This window comes from Massilia scottii, assembly GCF_030846495.1.
In the GTDB taxonomy this organism is placed as follows: domain Bacteria; phylum Pseudomonadota; class Gammaproteobacteria; order Burkholderiales; family Burkholderiaceae_D; genus Telluria_A; species Telluria_A violaceinigra.
This window is the reverse complement of record NZ_JAVCWM010000006.1, coordinates 167207-186472: the sequence shown is the minus strand read 5'-3', so window position 1 is coordinate 186472 and position 19266 is coordinate 167207. Positions and strand designations below refer to the sequence as shown.

At 63.0% G+C, this 19266-nt stretch carries 14 protein-coding genes and 1 pseudogene; 11 read left to right on the top strand and 4 right to left on the bottom strand.

The features are described from left to right. Nucleotides 1-127 precede the first annotated feature (127 nt). The 6 genes and pseudogenes from rfaE2 (at nt 128) to RBA41_RS10295 (ending at nt 5738) form a co-directional block, all read left to right on the top strand. Complete coding sequence (gene rfaE2 / locus RBA41_RS10320) at nt 128-601, top strand: D-glycero-beta-D-manno-heptose 1-phosphate adenylyltransferase (RefSeq protein WP_306623559.1); 474 nt, start codon at nt 128-130, stop codon at nt 599-601. Nucleotides 602-626: 25 nt separating this feature from the next. After that, nucleotides 627-1658 carry a nucleotidyltransferase family protein gene (locus tag RBA41_RS10315; protein WP_306623557.1) on the top strand — a complete coding sequence of 344 codons (1032 nt, stop codon included), beginning with the start codon at nt 627-629 and terminating at the stop codon, nt 1656-1658. A gap of 161 nt (nt 1659-1819) precedes the next feature. Further along, a complete protein-coding gene (locus RBA41_RS10310; RefSeq protein ID WP_306623555.1) occupies nt 1820-2143 on the top strand; it encodes an HD domain-containing protein in 324 nt (107 codons plus the stop codon). A gap of 71 nt (nt 2144-2214) precedes the next feature. Beyond that, a pseudogene (locus RBA41_RS10305) lies at nt 2215-3630 on the top strand (IS1182 family transposase); the annotation flags it as partial. 225 nt (nt 3631-3855) lie between these two features. Continuing rightward, nucleotides 3856-4143 carry a hypothetical protein gene (locus tag RBA41_RS10300; protein ID WP_306623553.1) on the top strand — a complete coding sequence of 96 codons (288 nt, stop codon included), beginning with the start codon at nt 3856-3858 and terminating at the stop codon, nt 4141-4143. Between the two features lie 170 nt (nt 4144-4313). Next, nucleotides 4314-5738, top strand: coding sequence for an ankyrin repeat domain-containing protein (locus tag RBA41_RS10295; protein WP_306623551.1), 1425 nt, complete (start codon nt 4314-4316; stop codon nt 5736-5738). A gap of 75 nt (nt 5739-5813) precedes the next feature. Here the strand turns inward: RBA41_RS10295 and RBA41_RS10290 are convergent, their stop codons facing one another. Together RBA41_RS10290 and RBA41_RS10285 are read right to left on the bottom strand one after the other, a co-directional pair. Then, nucleotides 5814-6827, bottom strand: a complete 1014-nt coding sequence (locus tag RBA41_RS10290; RefSeq protein WP_306623549.1) for a LacI family DNA-binding transcriptional regulator — start codon at nt 6825-6827, stop codon at nt 5814-5816. Between the two features lie 10 nt (nt 6828-6837). After that, nucleotides 6838-8385, bottom strand: coding sequence for a tryptophan halogenase family protein (locus RBA41_RS10285; RefSeq protein WP_306623547.1), 1548 nt, complete (start codon nt 8383-8385; stop codon nt 6838-6840). Between the two features lie 184 nt (nt 8386-8569). On the opposite strand from RBA41_RS10285, the gene RBA41_RS10280 reads away from it, so the two are divergent. From RBA41_RS10280 to RBA41_RS10260, 5 genes are all read left to right on the top strand, one after another. Beyond that, a complete protein-coding gene (locus RBA41_RS10280; protein WP_306623545.1) occupies nt 8570-10987 on the top strand; it encodes a TonB-dependent receptor in 2418 nt (805 codons plus the stop codon). A 104-nt stretch (nt 10988-11091) separates the two neighbouring features. Further along, nucleotides 11092-12414: a GH1 family beta-glucosidase gene (locus RBA41_RS10275; RefSeq protein WP_306623543.1), complete on the top strand. Its 1323-nt coding sequence runs from the start codon at nt 11092-11094 to the stop codon at nt 12412-12414. Between the two features lie 26 nt (nt 12415-12440). Beyond that, complete coding sequence (locus RBA41_RS10270; RefSeq protein WP_306623541.1) at nt 12441-13511, top strand: glucokinase; 1071 nt, start codon at nt 12441-12443, stop codon at nt 13509-13511. Beyond that, nucleotides 13498-14832 carry an MFS transporter gene (locus RBA41_RS10265; RefSeq protein ID WP_306623539.1) on the top strand — a complete coding sequence of 445 codons (1335 nt, stop codon included), beginning with the start codon at nt 13498-13500 and terminating at the stop codon, nt 14830-14832. The genes RBA41_RS10270 and RBA41_RS10265 overlap by 14 nt, the downstream gene beginning before the upstream one ends. Further along, entirely contained in the window at nt 14829-16565 is a 1737-nt protein-coding gene (locus tag RBA41_RS10260; RefSeq protein WP_306623536.1) for a glycoside hydrolase family 9 protein, read from the top strand. The genes RBA41_RS10265 and RBA41_RS10260 overlap by 4 nt, the downstream gene beginning before the upstream one ends. A 141-nt stretch (nt 16566-16706) precedes the next feature. On the opposite strand, the gene RBA41_RS10255 is transcribed toward RBA41_RS10260, so the two are convergent. Both RBA41_RS10255 and RBA41_RS10250 read right to left on the bottom strand, forming a co-directional pair. After that, on the bottom strand, nt 16707-17771 hold the full coding sequence (locus RBA41_RS10255) for an oxidoreductase (protein ID WP_306623534.1): 1065 nt from the start codon (nt 17769-17771) through the stop codon (nt 16707-16709). A gap of 2 nt (nt 17772-17773) precedes the next feature. After that, nucleotides 17774-19258, bottom strand: a complete 1485-nt coding sequence (locus RBA41_RS10250; RefSeq protein ID WP_306623532.1) for a S8 family serine peptidase — start codon at nt 19256-19258, stop codon at nt 17774-17776. Nucleotides 19259-19266: the final 8 nt, after the last annotated feature.

The window sequence follows — 19266 nt, the reverse complement described above, 5'->3', positions numbered from 1 at the left end:
CTACCCCTCCGTCGTTCCCGCCGAGTGCTGCCTTGGCGCGGGAAGTCGTTTCTGCCAATGGCAGGAACGACGAGGTGGTGAAGCTCTTCGCAAACTGCACTCCGAACCGATCAAATTCGACCTTCCCATGCCCGACTTCGAAAACAAAATCTGCACCCGCACCGACCTTGCCGCCCGCGTCGCCGCCCTGCCCAAACCGGTAGTGCTGACCAATGGCGTGTTCGACATCCTGCACCGCGGCCACGTGACCTACCTCGCGCAAGCGCGCGCCCTGGGCGCCTCGCTGGTGGTCGCGGCCAACACCGACGCCTCGGTCAAACGCCTCGGCAAGGGCGACGACCGTCCGCTCAACACCGCCGGTGACCGCATGGCCGTGCTGGCCGCGCTCGAATCGGTCAGCCTGGTCGTCGACTTCGACGAAGACACCGCGCTCGAAGTGGTCCTCGAAGCGCGGCCGGACATCTACGCCAAGGGCGGCGACTACGACATGCAGGCCATTCCCGAAGGCCAGGCCGTGCTGGCCTACGGCGGCCAGGCCATCGCCATCGATTTCGAACACGACCGCTCGACCACCAAGCTGCTGTCGAAAATCCGCACATAAGGAGTCTGCCATGGGTGGAAACGCCATGAAACACGTCGGCGTCACCCGCCAGTCGGCCGCCGATTACGCCGCCATCACCGCCACCACGATCGACAAGCTGCGCGCGCTGTTCCCCGCGATTCGCTGCCAGCCGATCCTCGCCTACGGCCAAAAGGAAACCTTCGGCGACAGCGACATCCTGATCGAATCGACCCACCTGCCAGCCGACTGGATCGACAAGGTCAAAGCCGCCTTCGCGCCGCAGGACCTGATCGTCAATGGCGACGTGGTCTCCTTCGATTTCCGCTCGATGCAGATCGACCTGATCACCACCCCGGCCGAAGAAATGGAATTCGCCGCGTCGTACTACGCCTTCAACGACCTGGGTAACCTGATGGGCCGGATCGCCCACAAGATGGGCCTCAAGTACGGCCATGACGGCCTGTGGAAACTCCTGCGCGACAACGACCAGGTGTTCGCCGAGATCCTCATCACGCGCGACGTCGCCAAAACGTTCGCCCTGCTCGGCTACGACCACGCGCGCTATCTGGCCGGCTACGAGACGCTCGACGACGTGTTCCGCTTCGCCGCCTCGACCCCGTATTTCCATCGCCAGATTTACCTGCTCGACAACCGCAACGCCGCCAGCCGCGTGCGCGACGCCAAGCGCCCGTCGTACACCGCGTTCTTGACATGGATCGAAGACAAACCGGAACTCGACCGCTATACCTGGTCAGCCTGGGATGGCGGCAGAAGCTCGCCCGAGCGCGATGCCGAACGGGCCGACTGGGAACAGCGCATCTTCAACGACATCTTCACCGAGGCGCGCCCGCACTACCTGGCGGCCATCGACGAGCATGAAACCCACAAGCGCGCCAAACTGGTCTGGAACGGCACGCTGGTCGCCGCGCACACCGGCTACCAGGGCAGGGAACTGGGCGACTTCATGGCCGCGTGCCGCGCCAATTTCCTGAACGCGCCGCACGACCCGGCGCTGTCGTTCGAGCGGTGGGTGCTGACCCTCGCGCCGGAAGATATCGTGAGCCACGTCCACGCTTTCCGGCAAACCTGGCGCTAAGCCGTCGACCGGTTGTTTTCTGGCGACGTGAATTTGCGGCGCAGTTTCTTTGCATTGATCGGATGGTGAGTGAGCCGGCTGATTGTCGGATCCCGCAGATTGGCAGCGCGGGACATCCCATGCATCCGTGAGCCGATATATATATAGCGCAGGATAGACCCATGTTGCTTGACCGTTCCGATGCCGATGCCTTGCTCCGCGCTCTCGGCGCAAACGAGCGGCTGCTGCGTCACCTGCAACTGGTCGGCGAAGCCGCCGATGAACTCATGAATGCCTACACCGGCCTGGAGGTCCGCTTCGACGCCAGCCTGATCGAGCTGGGGGTGGCAGTGCACGATGCCGGCAAAATCACCTATCCCGAGGAACTCGACGGTCCAGGTTCGCGCCATGAACCGGAAGGCCAGGCCATGATGTTGGCTAATGGCGTGGCAACAACATCGTACACTGAGCCATTGCTACGGTCCGTTTCGGCCCAGACCGTGTAAAAACGTAGATCGCTGTAAACGAAACCTGACCGGTAAACGTTGATTCAGTATCTCATTACTTGGGGTGCCAAATGAAGCGATTTATCGACGGTGCAGCCCGCGGCCAGTCCACCATGCTTCCCGAGTTCCTGGACGACTATGTCGACGACGATAACCAGGTCCGGATTGTTGATGTGTTCGTCGACCAGCTGGATCTTGCTGCGCTCGGATTCGAGCGTGTGCGGCCGGCAGCGACGGGTCGGCCTGCCTATCATCCAGCAGTACTTCTCAAGCTGTACATTTATGGCTACCTCAATCGCATTCAATCAAGCCGGCGCCTCGAACGTGAAGCGCAGCGTAACGTTGAGTTGATGTGGTTGACGGGCCGTCTAAAGCCCGACTTCAAGACGATTGCCAACTTTAGAAAGGACAACGGCAAACCGATCCGTAATGTGTGCCGTCAGTTCGTGGTTCTTTGTCAGCAGCTCGACCTCTTTTCGGATGCCGTCGTCGCCATCGGTGGCAGCAAATTCAAGGCCGTCAACAGCAGCGATCGCAATTTCACCGACGCCAAGCTCAAGCGAAGGATGGACGAGATCGAGGCGAACATTGGTCGTTACATGGCCGAGCTCGATAGCGCCGACCGGCAGGAACCGGTTGCAGCAAAGACGAAGCGAGTGCGGCTGGAAGAAAAAATCGAGGCATTGAAATTGCAGATGGCCTCACTCAAAGAAATTGAAGCGAAGCTTGTAGAGACTGGCGAAACACAGATTTCGCTTACGGATCCCGACGCCCGATCCATGATGACACGCGGCAGCGGCATCGTCGGTTACAACGTGCAAACCGCCGTCGATGCAAAGCACCATTTGATCGTCGAGCACGAGGTGACCAACAGCGGCAGCGGCCGCGACCAGTTGTCCGCAATGGCCAAGAAAGCGCGCACGGCGATCGGCACGACCGAACTCATCGCGCTCGCCGACCGAGGCTACTTCAACGGTAAGGAAATACTTGCGTGCCACGAAGCTGGTATCTCCACTCTGGTGCCCGCAACGAAGACATCAAATGCCAAAGCCGACGGACGTTTCGATAAAGCCGACTTTGTTTATGACCCGCAGAAAAATGAATACCGTTGCCCGGCAGGTCAATCACTCATCTGGCGCTTTGCTACGATCGAGAAAGAAATGACGAATCATCGGTATTGGAGCTCGAACTGCAAGGGCTGTTCGCTTAAAGCAAAGTGCACTCCGAGCCCGCAACGGCGCGTCACTCGTTGGGAACATCAGGACATGCAGGCACGTCTCGAGCAAGCGCCGGATGCAATGCGAACTCGCCGCTGCACCGTTGAACACCCGTACGGCACCATCAAAGCCTGGATGGGTGCGACGCATTTCCTGACCAAGGGGATCGAGCGCGTGAAGACCGAGATGAGCCTGCACGTCCTCGCGTACAATCTTAGACGACTGATCGCTATCATCGGCGTCGCGGATATGATGAAGGCCATCAAGGCATTTATCCATTTGCGAGGCTTAACAGCGGCGCTTCTGGCGGTTGCGGTGGCCGCCCGGTGTGGAAGTTGTACAAAAAACGCCGTGGTGCAGTAAAACGCGCGTTAACCCCTCCAAACATAGCTTGATGGCACGACAACGGCAACGGCATAGATAGGATTGCGTTTTTACACGGCCTGGACCAAATGCGGACATTTCGATTTGTACACGAAATTATCAGGACTTATCATGGACAAACGTTCTCTAGTAGTGCGACTTGAAGTGCCGCTTGCGCAGTACCGCGCGGATGATGCCGCTGTCCGTGATGTACTTCTTGCGGGGTTGCGCTGGCCCGCCGACACGCCTACCGGGTATTGGCAGAGCCTTGCCGTGGGCTGGATTGAGCAGGGAGCGGCAATAGATACTGAAATAATCGAGTTCGTGAAACTAATTTCGACAACAGCAGTGCTTCCGCAGGAACTTCGGCACAAAGCGCATGCAATCGTGTGTCATTGGCAGCGCGCCTCGCGGCTATGATAACGGCGCGAACCGGCCAGTTGCTGTTGGTCAGCTTCTTCAACAGCGAACGCTCAGTTGCAGGTTAAAGGGGCTCTGCGACTCAGTCCTCCGCCAATTAACGTTCCCTATCAATGGTGCTAAAAACCGAGTTGGCATGCTTTTAACACGAAATTCCTTCCAAGAAAACAATGAATAATACTGCTCCCTCCTTGGACCATGGTCGAAATGAACAGCTAATCTCTGCCGCTAAATCAGGAAGCAAGGCAGCAGTAGTGACGGCCTTGGCAGGAGTAACGGATATTGATTATCGTGATCAAACAGGTTGGACGGCGTTAATGTGGGCCGCTCGTTTTCATCATCATGAGATTGTGACGTTGCTTGCACAGAAAGGGGCATCGCTTTCGCGTCGAGATGGAATTAATCATGATGCATGGGATATTTCAGCGCGTCACTATCTTGAGAATGATAGTGCATCTGGCTTAGTTAGAAATTTCATCGGAGGACATGCCCAATACAAGGTCGATCAAGAAAAAATGGCAGAGGCTGCCAAGGCGTTTGCAAAAGGATTGGCCAAGCTATTTGGAGGACGCACTAGAGCGCAAGGTGTCGCGTACACCCATGCAGAGTATGAGGTAAGAGCTACGTACAGGAATATGCAATGCCGTTTTATGGTATTCGATGGAGGTTTTGATCTTTGGGTGCAGAATTTCCGTGCCGGTGATTTTATGGTTTCACTTAATCTTGAAGGCCGCGATAACGCCACGCATCCTTCGGAATACTATGGGCTCGACGCATTCGGTGAAGTTTTTAGTGAATCATTCCCTGCCTATATTCCTAGCGTATCAAACGAAGACTCAAAAAATTTCTTTAGAAATGAAGAGATTCGAAAAGGGCTGGAAAAGCTGAAAGTCGGAAAATTTGAATGGCTGATTATTGGTCCAGGTCAGCTGCGCTTTCGAAATCAAACCACGGATATGGAAGTTGTCAATGAGCGAATTGAAAGTCTCGCCAATATATTCGCAAAGACCAATCGCACACCGCGCCCCCCTGTTTTGGCGCAACAGTTCGCCATGAAGATCGGCGCTGCCAAGGCTGAAATACAGCCTCACATCTTCGGTGGGACGACAGCCACTCCAATTTCCTGCCCAAACTGCGATGAGATTTTTGGCCAAATTGCCTTGTTTGACGCGCAATCTCCAGAGTTTTCTGAGGTACGTTGGAAACATGAAAAAATTGAGGTTGCATGCTGCTTTAGCTGTGCATTGCCTGAGACATCAAGCTTAACTTGCATCAGTTATGCATCCGACGTGCCGGTAGTGCTTCGCTATCCTGAAGAAGGAGGCATGACTGAATCGGAAAAGTTTCTTCATCGTCCATTGAAGCTTGTTCCTATTGACCCAAAAAAACATCAGACGATTAGTCGGGTTGGAGGACGGGCTAATTGGATTCAAGCCGATAACACGCCGGTTTGTCCGTCATGCGAAAATACGATGCATTTCCTTGCACAGTTCGTTAGTACGAACCGAATCATGTTTGGTGCCGACATGGGAATCGCTTACGTATTCTTATGCCCTTCATGTGACGTGGTTGGCATTGCCATTCAATCTCATTGAAGCAGCTGCGCACACAAGGACGCGACTGTCCGCTATCGAGAATTTTTGGGAATGGCCGCTACGGGGCGATACCACCTAAGTCAGCCGCCTGACGGACTCCCTTACCACCAGGCTCAGTGCCGGCAACGGCACCTTCACCTGTTGATGCCCGATCATCCCCAGCATCATGGTCCCGATGCACGAACCGACGTCGTACAGCGGCTGGCGCACTGTGGTCAGGGGCGGGGTGGTGTACATCGAACTATGCAAGTCGTCGAAGCCGATGATCGACACGTCTTCCGGCACGCGGATGCTGCGCCGGTACAGCGCCAGGCGCGCGCCATACGCACTCAAGTCATTGGCCGCGAAAATGGCGGAAAAGCGCGCCCCCGACGTGAGCAGCTGGTTGACCGCCTGCAGCCCGCCGGACTCCTGGAAGTCGCCCGCCACGATCAGTCCCGGATCGGGCTCGATGCGGTGCCGCGCCAGGGTGTCGCGGTAGCCGGCCAGGCGCGCGTGCGCATCTTCCTGGTCGTCGGAACCGCGGATGAACGCGATGCGCCGGTGGCCCTGCTCGATCAGCAGTTCCATGGCTTCGCAGGCCGCGCCGTAATTGTCGAGGACGAAACCGAATACGCGCTCTCCTTCGAGCTTGCGCCCGAACGCCACGATCGGCACGCGCTGCGAAAAATCGAGAATCTGGGTGTCGCTCATGTTCCCGGTCAGGATCACCACGCCGTCCACGCGCCGCCCGATCAGCAGTTCGACCCGCTCGGCTTCCTCGGTCGCGTGCCAGTGCCCGCTCATGATCAGGAGCGCATAGCCGGCCGCCTTGACCGCATCTTCGATGCCGACCATGGCGTCGTTGAAGTAACCGCTCACCAGCGACTGCGTCAGCACGCCGATGGTGCGGGTGCTGCCCATTTTCAGGCCCTGCGCCACCAGGTTCGGCTTGTAGTTCAGGCGTTCGATGGCTTCTTCGATGCTGCGCCGCTTGGCGTCCGACACCCTGGCGGTGCCGTTCATGAAGCGCGACGCGGTGGCTGGCGAAACGCCGGCGGCATGCGCCACCTGGTGCAGGGTCACGGGACTGTTGTCGTTATTGATCATTGCTTGTTTCTCATCGTCGTTGGCACAAGTGCTCGACCAGCGCGCGGTGCGGCGGCAGGTCGGCCAGCGCATGCCCGGCCAGTTTGGCGATCATGGCAAATTCGGCGGCCGCCTCGTCGCGCCGCGCCGGCTGGCAGGCGCTCGCATGCAGGCCGGTGGCGAACTCCATCCCGTACAGCACGTACTGCCAGCTCGATGTCGGATACATCTCGACGTCGGCCACGAAGTCGAGCCGGTGCGGCGGCCGGCAGCGCCACATGGCCAGCTTGTCGCGCAGCGAAGCGGGAATCGAACGCGGGTCGGTGTTGTCGGTCCAGAAGGCCGAATCGGTGCGCTGGGAGAGGCAGTAGTGCAGCTTGATGAAGTCCACCACGCGCTCGTAGCGTTCGCGCATCAGGCGGTTGAACTGGGCCGCCACCGGCGCCGTGTCGCCGTTGAACGGGAACAGGTGGCCGATCAGGTAGGCCGCCGTTTCGATCAGGCCGATGCCGGACGATTCGAGCGGCTCCAGAAACCCGCCCGACAGGCCGACCGCCACGCAGTTTTTCACCCACTGCACGTCGCGGTAGCCGATGTTGAGTTTCAGCTGGCGCGGCGTGAGTCCGTCCGCGCCCGCGCCAATGTACTGGCGCAGCACCTCTTCGGCGCGTTCATCGGTCGTGTGGCGGCTCGAATACACGTAGCCGATCCCGCGCCGCTGCTGCAGGCCGATGTCCCAGGTCCACCCGGCTTCGTGCGCGGTGGAGATGGTGTACGAGGGGATCGGCGTATCGGGCGAGGGGTAGGGCACCTGCATGGCCAGCGCGCGGTCGACGAACAGCACGTCGTCCATCTTGCGAAACGGTGAGCCGAGCGCGTCGCCGATCAGCGCCGCCCTGAAACCGGTGCAGTCCACGAACAGGTCCGCGCCAAGCGCGCCGTGCTCGCGCGTGTGCACGCAGGCGATCGCACCGCCGGCGTCGAGTTCGACCCGTTCCACGGTGGCCTGCACGTGGCGCACGCCGAGCGAGCGCCCATGCTCGGCCAGAAGGGCCGCGAAGCGCCCGGCGTCGAAGTGGTAGGCGTAATTCATCGGCCCCGCATAGTCGGCGTCGGCCAGGCGTTTGGGCCCGTGCGCGGCATCGGCCACGCGTTTTTGCATGGTCGCCGCTTCGGCGAAGGGGATGCCGGCGCCAGCGGTGCCCTGCAGCCAGTGCGGCAGCAATTCGGGTCCGCCTTGGCGCTGGCTCGGCTGGCTGAAGGGATGGAAGTAGTGGTCGGCGCCGGGCGCGCCGGCCGGGCGCACCCAGTGGTTGAAGCGCACGCCCTGCTTGAAGGTGGCCTGGCATTCGCGCACGAAGCGCGCTTCGTCGATGCCGATCGCCGCCAGGGTCGAGCGGATCGAGGGGAAGGTGCCTTCGCCCACGCCGATGATGCCGATCTCGGGCGACTCGACCAGGGTGATGCTCACGCCGGCCGCGCCCGCTCCGGCCGTGCCGAGGGTGCGTGCCAGGTAGCAGGCGGTGAGCCAGCCGGCGGTGCCGCCGCCGACGATCAACACGTTATGAAACGCTTTCATGAATTGCCCCTTTTTGTGGCCATGTGTGGCGAATATGACAAATCCGGTCGCACCAGAATATTTCGTTTGACTTTGGAATGCACCGAAATGTACCATGAAATCGTTTTCACGTATTCTGAAAACGTTTTCTCGCCCAGCCAAAGTGTTGAACAACAAAAATCGGTCAATTCCGAATGGAGACTGCATGAAATCTACCGCCACCAAGGCGTTTCGCCGCGTTCGCGCCCCAATTCAACTTGCCATCCTGACTTTGCTCGCAGGCATCAATGCGGCGCATGCCCAGGATGTGGCGCAAGCTCCGGCAGCGCCTGCGGTCAGCAACAGCAGCGCCAGCGCCGACTCGAACGTGATTCCCGAAGTCGTCGTCACCGCCACCAAGCGTTCGACGCCGCTGCAAAAAACCCCGATCGCGATCACCGCGATCAACGCCGCCGCGCTGCAGGACAACCACGTGCAAACCATCCAGGACGTCGTCAACCTGGTGCCGGGTTTCCAGGCCACCGGCCAGGGCGACCATGGCGTCATCACCATGACCCTGCGCGGCATCGGCAACGACAGCGCCAAGACCGAATACGCCGATCCCGAAGTGGCCAGCTTCATCGACGGCGTCTACTCGCCGCGTCCGGAAGGCGCCACCTCGCTGCTGTTCGACCTGGAAGCGATCGAAGTGCTGCGCGGCCCGCAAGGCACGCTGTGGGGCCGCAACTCCACCGTCGGCGCGGTCAACATGCAGACCACGAAACCGGTCATCGGCGAGCGTTCCGGCAGCATCGAAGCGGGCATGGGCAACTACAAGCGCCTCGGTTCGCGCGGCGCCTTCAACATTCCGCTCGGCGAAACGGCGGCCCTGCGCATCGCCGCGGTGCACGAACAGCACGACGGCTACATCGATTACCAGAAACTGCCGGCCATTGCGCTGGCGGACCAGCGCGCGGCCTTCAAGGCCGGCGGCGGCAAGGATGCCGATTTCCGTCCGATCAATCCGAACCTGTTCGTCGCCAACGGCCCGCAATACGGCGCCCAGGACCAGACCGCGGTGCGCCTGTCCCTGCTGTGGAACATCACGCCATCGGTGAAGTGGAACGTCGCGTACGAAAAATACGCCGACCGCGGCACCCCGAGCATGAACCTGCTGCAAACCCCGCGCGCCGGCACCGACCTCTGGTCGACCCTGTCCGACGTGGCGCCAACGCTCAAGCGCGATTCCGACGCGATCCGCTCGCGCCTGGAATACACCATCAACGACTCGCTGGCGCTGCACTACATCGCCGGCGTGTCGCGCTTTTCTGGCTCGTCCACCTTCGACCAGGACGGCGGCGTGGCGATACCGACCAGTTTCGCCACCGGCGCGACCTACCAGGCCAACAACACCGTGGCCTCGCACTACAAGAACCACAGCCACGAACTGGAACTGCAATCGCTCGGCAAAAAAGAGATCGACTGGCAGCTCGGCCTGTACTACGCGGCCGAAAAGAACGACATGCGCTTCGATATTCCGATTTTCAACGGCACGCAGGAGGGCACGGTCAACTGGCAGGGTTCCTTCATCCAGCCGAAACAGACGGTCGACTCGACCGCCGCCTTCGGCCAGGCCACCTGGAACATGAGCGACAAGCTGCACCTGACCGCCGGCCTGCGCTACACCAAGGACAAGCGCACCAACCAGGGCGGCAACGGCTACACCTGGGACAAGACCCAGGACGTGGCCCAGGTACCGGTCAGCCCATCGATCGACCCGCGCATTCCCGGCCAGGGCTATGTGCCGAACAATCCGTCGAACGACGGCGTCTACCACGGCAGCAAGACCACCGGCCTGGTACGCGTGAACTACGAAATCGACCGCAGCAACATGGTCTACGCCAGCGTCTCGACCGGCTACAAATCGGGCGGCCTGCAGGATGGCGGCCGTCCGTACGGCGCCGAAACCCTGACCAACTATGAACTCGGCAGCAAGAGCACCCTGATGGGCGGCATGATCAAGGTGAACAACGCCTTGTTCTACTCGGACTTCAAGGACTTCCAGTTCAGCGCCCCGATCACCAATCCGGACGGCACGCGCGGCCTGGCCACCAACAATGCAGACGGCGCCACCGTGTGGGGCCTGGAGTCGGAAATCGCGGCCAAGCTCACGCGCGACGACAAGCTGCAGCTGACCATGGCCTACACCCGCGCCAAGCTGGGCAAACTGATCGGCGGCACCAACGACTACCTGCTGCCAAAGTGCGACATCCCCGGCATCAGCAACTGCCTGGACGTGAGCGGCAACACCATGCCGCACGCGCCGAAGTTCTCGATGCAGCTGCAGTACCAGCACACGTTCGAGCTGGCCGGCGGCGCCACGGTGATCCCGCGCATCTCGACCCACTACGAAACCGCATCCTGGCTGAGCGTCTTCAACCTGGGCGAGGGCGACCGCCAGAAAGCCTACACCCGCACCGACCTTGGCCTGCGCTACACGGCCAACAAGTGGTGGGTCGATGCCTTCGTGCGTAACGTGGCCGACAAAAACATCAAGACCAGCGCCGCCAATGCCTTCGGCCCGTGGGTGGCGCAGTACCTGCCGCCGCGCACCATCGGCTTCAACACCGGCGTCGACTTCTAAGTCTGCCGCCTTGTCCGCTTCCCCCGGGGGAGCGGACCACGGCGCGGCGTGCCCGGACGGGCGCCGCGCGTCCCGTCATCGCCCCACCGATATCGAGCTCTACAATGAACCAATCCAATCACTACCCTGCCGACTTTACGTGGGGAGTCGCGACCAGCGCTTTCCAGATCGAGGGCGGCGCCAACGCTGACGGCAAGGGGCCGTCGATCTGGGACACCTTCTGCCTGAACCCGAACAACATCAAGGACCAGAGCGACGGCACCGTCGCCTGCGACCATTACAACCGCTATCGCGAAGACGTGGGCCTGATCTCGTCGCTGGGCGTGGATGCCTACCGCTTCTCGATGGCCTGGGCGCGCGTCCAGCCGAGCGGCAAGGGTGCCTGGAACGAAGCCGGTTTCGGTTTCTACGACCGCCTGCTCGACGAACTGGCGGCGAAAGACGTCAAGGCGCACCTGACCCTGTACCACTGGGACCTGCCGCAAGGCTTGCAGGACGACGGCGGCTGGCTCAATCGCGACACCGCGCACCGCTTCGCCGACTACGCGCACGAAGTGGCGCGCCGCTTCGGCAACCGCATCGATGCCATCGCCACCCATAACGAGCCATGGTGCAGCGCCAACCTCGGTTACGGCAATGCGCAGTTCGCGCCCGGCGTGGCGGATGCCAGGCAGGCGATCCAGGTCTCGCACCATCTGCTGCTCTCGCACGGGCTGGCGATGACGTCGATGCGCGCGGCCGCTAGCTCGGCGCAGCTGGGCATTGTGCTGAACCAGTGGACGGCCGATCCGGCCACCGGTTCCGAGCTTGATCGCGCCATGGCCGAACTCGAATATGCGCGTTCGGTGCAGTGGTTCATGGACCCGATCTTCAAGGGCCGCTATCCGGAACTGGCGCTGCGCGCGCACGGCGAGAACGCACCGGTGGTGCACGACGGCGACATGGCCGCCATCGCCCAGCCGATCGACTTCCTCGGCGTGAACTACTACTTCCGCTCTTTCTGCAGCGCCGAAACGCCGCCGCGCACCCCGCCCGGCAAGCTCGGTTTCACCGACATGGGCTGGGAGATCTACCCGCAGGGGCTGACCGAACTGCTGGTCAAGCTCAATGCCGAATACATGCTGCCGCCGATTTACATCACCGAGAACGGCATGGCCAATCCGGATGCGGTCAGCGACGGCAAGGTGAGCGACCCGGCGCGCATCGCCTACGTACAGATGCACCTGGACGCGCTCAAGGCGGCCATGGAGCAGGGCGTCGACGTGCGCGGCTACTTCCTCTGGAGTTTGCTCGACAACTTTGAATGGAACTCCGGCTACGCCAAGCGCTTCGGCATCGTCCATGTCGATTACGAGACGCAGGCGCGTACCCTCAAGGACAGCGCCATCTGGTACCGCGATTTCCTGTCCGCCCAGCGCCAGCGCTGATCGACCGTTCTTCCATTGGAGGCAACATGGTTCATGATTCCTATGCCGATGGTGCGCGCCTGCTGGCCGACATCGGCGGCACCAACGCGCGCTTCGCGCTCGAATACGGCCCCGGGCGGGTGGGCGACGTGCACACCCTGGCCTGCGCCGACTACGCGCAGTTCGACGATGCGGTGCGCGCCTATTTAAACCGCCTGCCGGCGCGGCGCGTGCGCCACGCGGTCATCGCGATCGCCAATCCGGTCGACGGCGACGCCGTCAAGATGACCAATCACCACTGGGCGTTTTCGATCGCCGCCTCGCGCCAGGCGCTCTGTCTCGATACGCTGCTGGTGGTGAACGACTTCGCCGCGCTGGCGATGGCGCTGCCGGCCCTGGGACCGTCGGACCTGGACCAGATCGGCGCCGGCCGGGCCGTCGCCACCGGCGTGATCGGGCTGGTGGGCGCCGGCACGGGCCTGGGCGTGGCCGGCCTGGTGCCGGTCGACGGGCGCTGGGTGGCGGTGCAGAGCGAAGGCGGGCATGTCGCCTTTTCGCCGTTCGACGAACGCGAAGTGACAGTCCTGCAGCATTGCTGGCAGCGTTACGAGCACGTCTCGGCCGAGCGCATCGTTTCCGGACCGGGCATCGTGCTCGTTCGCGAAGCGCTGGCCGCCAGGGCCGGCCTGCAGGTCGACGCCAGCCTCTCCACGGCCGATATCGTCGAGCGCGGCCTGGCCGGCAGCGACCCCCTGTGCCGCGAAACGCTGGACTGCTTTTCGGGTATGCTGGGCACCGTCGCAGCCAACCTGGCGATCACCCTGTGCGCGCGCGGCGGCCTGTATATCGGCGGCGGCGTGGTGCCGCGGCTGGGCGCGTATTTCGCCCGGTCGCCGTTTCGCGCGCGCTTCGAGAACAAGGGACGTTTCAGCGCCTTCATCGCGCAGATTCCGACGCTGGTGATCACCGCCCAATATCCTGCCATGCTGGGCGCGGCCGCGATTTTGTCGGAGCACCTGGCCGGCCTGGCGCTCAGCGGCCCCGCGCCGCGCGCTGTGTCGCCGGCATCCCTGCCGCTGACCCCTCTTGAAATGGAAAACGACCATGCACGCTTCTAAACCGTCCGTCTCGCCCCTGCTGTGGGTGCCGACCGGTTACTTCATGATGGCGCTCGGCTACGTGATGCTGACCACCGTCACCGCCATCATGTTCAAGAATCTCGGCATGGACAACGGCAAGGCGGCCCAGTATTCGAGCCTCCTGATCCTGGCGTACACGGTCAAGCCGCTGTTCGCGCCCTTCGTTGAAATGTACCGCACCAAGAAGTTCTTCGTGCTGTGCGCGCAGGTCCTGATCGGCCTCGGTTTCATCGGCATCGCGCTGGTCATGGCGCTGCCGAACTACATGGCGATCCTGATGGCGCTGTTCTGGGCCCTGTCCTTCGTCGGCGCGACCCTCGATATCGCCAGCGACGGCGTGTACGTCACCTCGCTCGATTCGCGCGCGCAGTCGCTGTACTGCGGCATCCAGAGCCTGAGCTGGAATGTCGGCCCGATCGTCGCCGCCGGCGGCATGGTGTACCTGAGCGGCTGGCTGCACGTGAACGTGTTCCACCACGACGCCGCCGTGTTCGGCCCGGACTGGATCGAATCGTGGCGCATCATTTTCTTCCTGGTCGCCGGCCTGACCCTGGTGCTGGCACTGTGGCATGCGCGCTTCATGCCGGACGGCGCGCGCGCCGAGAACACGCCGTCGAGCGTCAAGGCGGCCGGGCATATCCTGATGGATTCCTTCGTCACCCTGTTCCAGAAGCGCGGCATCTGGCGCATGATCGCCTTTGCCTTCCTGTTCCGCCTCAGTATCGGCTTCCTGGAAAAGATCGGTCCGTTTTTCATGGTCGATCCGGTCGCCAAGGGCGGGCTGGGACTGAACAACGAAATGCTGGGCCTCATCTACGGCACCTACGGCCTGGCGGCGGTGCTGCTCGGGTCCCTGCTCGGTGGCCTGTACGTGGCCAGGCGCGGGCTCAGGGAAACCCTGTTCGTGCTGTGCTGCGCGGTGAACATCCCGAACGTGACGTTCCTGATCATGGCCATTTACCTGCCAACGAGCCTGTCGCTGATCACGGCCGGCGTGATGATCGAGAAATTCTTCTTCGGCTTCGGCGCGGTCGGCTTCATGATCTACCTGATGCAGCAGCTCGCGCCGGGCAAGTACACCACCACCCACTACGCCTTCGGCACCGGCATCATGGGCCTGTGCGGCATGGTCACGGGCGCCATCAGCGGTCACCTGCAGGAGTGGATGGGCTACATCACCTACTTCATCTTCGTGATGGTCGCCACCATTCCATCGTTCATCGCCACCTGGTTCGCGCCGTTCTATATTGACGAAGCGGCCGGCGAAGATCCGAAGAGCACGCAGGCGGTGCCGGCATGACGCGCGCGCCTGCCTGCCTGTTATCCATTCTGCTGGCGGCCGGCGCACATGCCCATGCCGCTGCCGCTTCTGTTCCCGGCGCCATCCGCGTCAACCAGCTCGGTTTCCTGCCGCAGGCGCACAAGGTGGCCGTGCTGCCGGCCGGCGCGGCCGGCGAGGTCGAGGTGATCGACGCCGCCAGCGGGGCGGTCGCCTGGCGCGGCCGCGCCGGGCCGGCCGCTGTTTGGAGCGAGTCGGGCGAAACGGTCATGCTGGCCGATTTTTCGGCCCTGACGCGTCCCGGCGACTATCGCATCCGCGCCGCCGGCGCCGCGGCCTCCGAGCCGTTCGCGGTGCGCGCCGGCGTGTACGCTGACCTGAACCGCGCCGCGCTCAAGGCGTTTTATTTCAACCGTTCCGGCATGGCGCTCGACGCCGCCCACGCCGGCGTGTATGCGCGGGCGGCCGGGCATCCCGACATGCGCGTGCTGGTGCATGCCTCGGCCGCATCGAAGGCGCGGCCGGAAGGCACCGTCATCGCCAGCCCCAAGGGCTGGTACGACGCCGGCGACTATAACAAGTACATCGTCAATTCGGGCATATCGACCTACACGCTGCTGGCCGCGTTCGAGCACTTTCCGGACTATTTCGCGCGCCAGCGCAGCGCCATTCCGGAGAGCGGCAACACGCTGCCCGACATCCTCGACGAGGCGCTGTGGAACCTGGAGTGGATGCTGACCATGCAGGACCCGCATGACGGCGGGGTATACAACAAGTTGACCAACCAGCGTTTCGACGGCATCGTCATGCCGGCCCAGGCCAGCAGCGAGGCACGCTACGTGGTGCAGAAGGGGACCGCCGCGGCGCTCGACTTCGCGGCCACCATGGCGGCCGCCAGCCGCGTGCTCAAACCCTACGAGCAGCAGCGGCCCGGCCTGTCGGCGAAGATGCTGCGCGCGGCCGAAGCTGCATGGGAATGGGCGCGCGCCAATCCGGCCGTGGCGTTTCGCAATCCGCCGGGCGTGGTCACGGGCGAATACGGCGACGCCACTTTCGAGGACGAATTCGCGTGGGCCGCGGCCGAACTGTATATCAGCAGCGGCAAGGACAGCTACTATGCGGCCATGAAGCCGGCCGGCGTGACCGCCAGCGTGCCCGAATGGGCCGACGTGCGCGGCCTGGCCTGGATTTCGCTCGCGCACCACCGCAACAGCCTGAGCGCGGTGGCCGACCAGTCCCTGATCGCCGCGCGCATCGATGGCCTGGCCGCGGCGCTGACCGCCAAATGGCGCGCCTCGGCCTATGGCGTGGCGATGCAGGGGACCGACTTTGTCTGGGGCAGCAATGCGGTGGCGCTGAACCAGTCGATGATGCTGCTGCAGGCGTATCGCCTGAACGGCAAGCGCGATTACCTCGACGCGGCGCAGGCCGGCCTCGATTATGTTTTGGGCCGTAACGCCACTGCGTATTCGTTCGTGACCGGGTTCGGGGCGCGCCAGGTGCGCCATCCGCATCACCGGCCGTCGATGGCCGACCAGGTGGCGGCGCCGGTGCCGGGCTTTCTGGCTGGCGGGCCGCATGCGGGCCAGCAGGACAAGGGCGACTGCAAGGCGCAATACCCGTCTGCGCTGCCGGCGCTGTCGTATATCGACGACGACTGCAGCTACGCCAGCAACGAAGTGGCGATCAACTGGAATGCGCCGCTGGTGTACGTGTCGGCGGCGCTCGACGTGCTGGGCGGGGCCGCGCCGTGAAACGGGACGACCCGTACGTGATGCTGGCGATGCTGGTGCGCCAGGAGCAGTTGCTTCAGTTCGAGTTTTTCAACAGCGACATCGTCGAACTTGGGTCCCCGCCGAGTGCCGCCTTGGCGCGGGGACGACGGGTCTACTGTTCTATTCAAACGCCACGCTACGCTGCTGCGCGTGGCTTTGCATGGCCATGCGGATGATCTTGATCACCGCCAGGCCTTCGCGCGCCGTCACCGGCAGGCTTTTGCCGTGGGCGATGGCGTCGAACACGCGCTGATAGTATTCCTGGTAGCAGCCGGGCAGCGATTGCGCCTTGCCGGTCACCGTCAGCGCCCCCTTCACGAAACTGAGCTGCGCGTGCAGCGATTCCGGTTCCACGCCCCAGCCGGGCGCGCCGGGACGTTCGCCGCGCATCAGTGCCGCTTCCTGCGGGTCCATCCCATGCTTGATGAAACTGCCCGTATCGCCATGCACGGTGAAGCGCGGCCCCGCCTGCAGCACCAGCGAGGACGCGTGCAGGATCACGCGGCGCGCGCCGTAGCGCATGGTCAGGTGAAAATAGTCGTCGGCGGCGTCGCTGCCGCTGTCGGTGCTGCGCTGCACACCGATGTCGCAGTTGACGCAATCGGGATTGCCGAACAGGACCAGCGCCTGGTCGATCAGGTGCGCGCCCAGGTCGTACAACATGCCGGAACCGGGCAAATTCTGTTCGCGCCAGCGTCCGCGCACAGTGGGGCGGTAGCGGTCGAAATGCGCCTCGTACATGTTGATGGGCCCGAGCAGGCCCGCTTCGATGGTCTGGCGCAGGGTCAGGAAATCGCTGTCCCAGCGCCGGTTGTGGAATACGCTCAGGTGCAGCTGCCGCTGTTCGGCCAGCGCGATGAGCTCGGCGCCTTCGTCGAGGGTGATGGTGAACGGTTTTTCCACCACCACGTGCTTGCCGGCCAGCAGCGCCTGCCGGGCCAGCGGCGCATGGCTGGCGTTGGCGGTGGCGACCACCACCAGATCGACCTCGCCCGACGCCATCAGCTCGGCCGGGTCGGCCACCACCTCGACATCGGGAAAGTCGCGCAGCACGCGCTCGCCCTGGCTGGAGCACACGCGGGTCAGGCGCAGGCCCGGCACCGAGGCAATCAGCGGCGCCTGGAAGGTGGCGCCGGAAAAGCCGTAGCCGATCAGCCCGACCCGTACTTCGCTTGCTGAATCCATCGCTACGCCTGCTGCCAGGCGGCGAAGGCGTCGACCAGGCCGGCCCCGGTGGCGCCATCGATGCCCGGTCCGGCCTTGATGCCCTTGCCTTCCGGATCGCTTGACGGGCTGGCCGAGCCGTCGCGCACGTCGATGGCGGTGCGCACCAGCAAGGCCTTGATCTCGGCGGGCGTGAGCTTGGGGTTTTTCTGCAGCAGCAGGGCGCACACGGCCGCGATCTGCGGGGCCGAGGCCGAAGTGCCGCTGAACACGGCCCAGCCGTCGCCGGCGGTGGTGCCGTCATGCTCGGCGTTGCCGGTATCGATGTCGGCCCCGGGCGGGACCGGCAGCATGATGTAGTCGGCATTGGGCAGCATGCCGACCAGGCCGCACACATCGGGCACGTGGCGGCCTGAATAGATGCCGCTGGTAAAGGCCGACGCGTAATCGGACGCTTTCATGGCGCCGTCTTCGGCCACGAAGGTGCCGCCGACGCTGAGCACTTCCGGCATCGAGGCCGGGAAAGCGTAGTGGCCGTTGCCTGCAGAAAAGACCACCAGGATGCCGCTGGCAATCGCCGCCTGGATTTCCGCTTCCAGCGGTTTCAGCCCGTTCGGCAATTCCTTCAGTTCGGAGGTGCCATTGTTGTCGCGCAAGTCGTAGCACATGCTCACAGTAATGACGTGCGGCCTGTGCTTGAGCGCTTCCTGGAAGCCTTCGAGGATGCTGGCGCCGCCGTTCGGATCGGCATCGTCGCCCAGCTTGACGCCGATGAAGGTCACTTTCGGCGCCACCGCGAACACATTGGCCGACTCGCCCGTGCCATGGCTGCCCGGATCGGTGTGGCGGTTGGTGGCCGAGGGCGCCAGCACCACCGAGGAGGTGAAGCCGTTGCGCGTGAAGAAGGGATGCGAATGGTCGAAGCCGGTATCGATCATGGCCACCCGGATGCCTTCGCCGTGGTGACGTTCCTTGTGGATATGGGTCGCGTTGAGCTTGGCCGGCACATCCTTGAGCACGTCGAGGTGGTAATAGCCGACCGCCGGCGGGCGCGCGCTGGTGCCCGGGTCGGCCAGGTAGATATGGGGCCACTGGATATAGGCGTCATCGATCAGCGCCGAGAGGGCGGGATCGGGATTCCATGGAGCGCCCTTGGCCGGGTAAAACACGCGGTCGCTCGAATAGCTCTGCTTCTGGCTCAGGTTGAACGGGGTCAGGCGCGTGCCGAATACTTCCTCGAACTGGGCCACGGTGCCGCGCACCGATACCGTCATGCGCCCGCGTCCGGAGACGATGAAGCCGCGCTGGCGCAGCGCCTCGATCGCCGATTCCATTTCGCCGGGGGCGGGCTCGAAGCTGAGGATGCTGCGCGAAGACAGGCGCGCCGCCAGCTTGGTCGGACCGGCGCTGGCGCCGCCCTTGAAGGTGACGGCGATGCGCAGCTCGGCGTCGGGCGGCGCGGGCTCGTTCAGGGCAGGGCGGGGCGGGCTGGGTTTGAAAGGCTGCATGGATTCCC

What these genes read in the sequence shown, in the direction of transcription:
- RBA41_RS10285 (WP_306623547.1), bottom strand. Translation starts at nt 8,385, where the DNA reads ATGAAAGCGTTTCATAACGTGTTGATCGTCGGCGGCGGCACCGCCGGC.
- RBA41_RS10300 (WP_306623553.1), top strand. Translation starts at nt 3,856, where the DNA reads ATGGACAAACGTTCTCTAGTAGTGCGACTTGAAGTGCCGCTTGCGCAG.
- RBA41_RS10260 (WP_306623536.1), top strand. Translation starts at nt 14,829, where the DNA reads ATGACGCGCGCGCCTGCCTGCCTGTTATCCATTCTGCTGGCGGCCGGC.
- RBA41_RS10310 (WP_306623555.1), top strand. Translation starts at nt 1,820, where the DNA reads ATGTTGCTTGACCGTTCCGATGCCGATGCCTTGCTCCGCGCTCTCGGC.
- RBA41_RS10295 (WP_306623551.1), top strand. Translation starts at nt 4,314, where the DNA reads ATGAATAATACTGCTCCCTCCTTGGACCATGGTCGAAATGAACAGCTA.
- RBA41_RS10290 (WP_306623549.1), bottom strand. Translation starts at nt 6,827, where the DNA reads ATGATCAATAACGACAACAGTCCCGTGACCCTGCACCAGGTGGCGCAT.
- RBA41_RS10280 (WP_306623545.1), top strand. Translation starts at nt 8,570, where the DNA reads ATGAAATCTACCGCCACCAAGGCGTTTCGCCGCGTTCGCGCCCCAATT.
- RBA41_RS10270 (WP_306623541.1), top strand. Translation starts at nt 12,441, where the DNA reads ATGGTTCATGATTCCTATGCCGATGGTGCGCGCCTGCTGGCCGACATC.
- rfaE2 (WP_306623559.1), top strand. Translation starts at nt 128, where the DNA reads ATGCCCGACTTCGAAAACAAAATCTGCACCCGCACCGACCTTGCCGCC.
- RBA41_RS10250 (WP_306623532.1), bottom strand. Translation starts at nt 19,258, where the DNA reads ATGCAGCCTTTCAAACCCAGCCCGCCCCGCCCTGCCCTGAACGAGCCC.
- RBA41_RS10255 (WP_306623534.1), bottom strand. Translation starts at nt 17,771, where the DNA reads ATGGATTCAGCAAGCGAAGTACGGGTCGGGCTGATCGGCTACGGCTTT.
- RBA41_RS10315 (WP_306623557.1), top strand. Translation starts at nt 627, where the DNA reads ATGAAACACGTCGGCGTCACCCGCCAGTCGGCCGCCGATTACGCCGCC.
- RBA41_RS10275 (WP_306623543.1), top strand. Translation starts at nt 11,092, where the DNA reads ATGAACCAATCCAATCACTACCCTGCCGACTTTACGTGGGGAGTCGCG.
- RBA41_RS10265 (WP_306623539.1), top strand. Translation starts at nt 13,498, where the DNA reads ATGCACGCTTCTAAACCGTCCGTCTCGCCCCTGCTGTGGGTGCCGACC.